1 protein-coding gene is annotated in these 603 nt (G+C 39.1%); it reads right to left on the bottom strand.

What is annotated here, in order from left to right:
* Nucleotides 1–253: 253 nt before the first annotated feature.
* On the bottom strand, nucleotides 254–603 hold a 350-nt coding region (locus CF394_RS03560), incomplete at its 5' end, for a transposase (RefSeq protein ID WP_165767443.1).

Here is a 603-nt window from a genome sequence, read left to right as displayed (position 1 = left end):
CTCTTCTTTCTCTTTTCTTTTCAAAGAAAAACCTCCCAAATTTCATTTGTGGGAGGAGTATCTCATGAATTTTCTTCTATTAGAATGTGTGCACTATTTGACGCTTACTTAGGAATAATCCATAATCGTTTGGAAATTCGCATTTGATTGCCTTCATACTCTCTCTTCCCCTTTACACTGAATTTCCATTCCTTACATTTCTTTATTTTACCATTAGAACAACATATTGGTTCATCACCATAAGTCGTGGTTGCTATTTCGAACTTCCTAGTTCAAGTTTTAACCTTGTGAAGAAGTTATTCAGATTACGATACCCGAAAGCTCTTCGTTTGATTAGCTTGATTTTATTGTTTGTACCTTCTATTTTTCCGTTAGAGAAAGGCGAGAGTATTGTGTTTTCCATCTCACGTTGACGCACTATAACAGCTTTCGCAATCTTGGCCAGCGGCCCACATGGATGAAACATGAAACGGTCGATCCACTCTTTCAGACGACGAGAGGCTTGTCCAGATGTAGTCGACTTCAATACAAATCGCATATGTTGTAATCCGTAATAGATGTCCTTTATGAACTCGTCTTCACGGAGGCATGCCCGTGCGACCT

Origin of the sequence: Tetzosporium hominis (assembly GCF_002265435.1) — a bacterium.
GTDB lineage: Bacteria > Bacillota > Bacilli > Bacillales_A > Planococcaceae > Chryseomicrobium > Chryseomicrobium hominis.
Note: the sequence above shows the minus strand (reverse complement) of the source record. Positions and strands in the feature narration are given on the sequence as shown.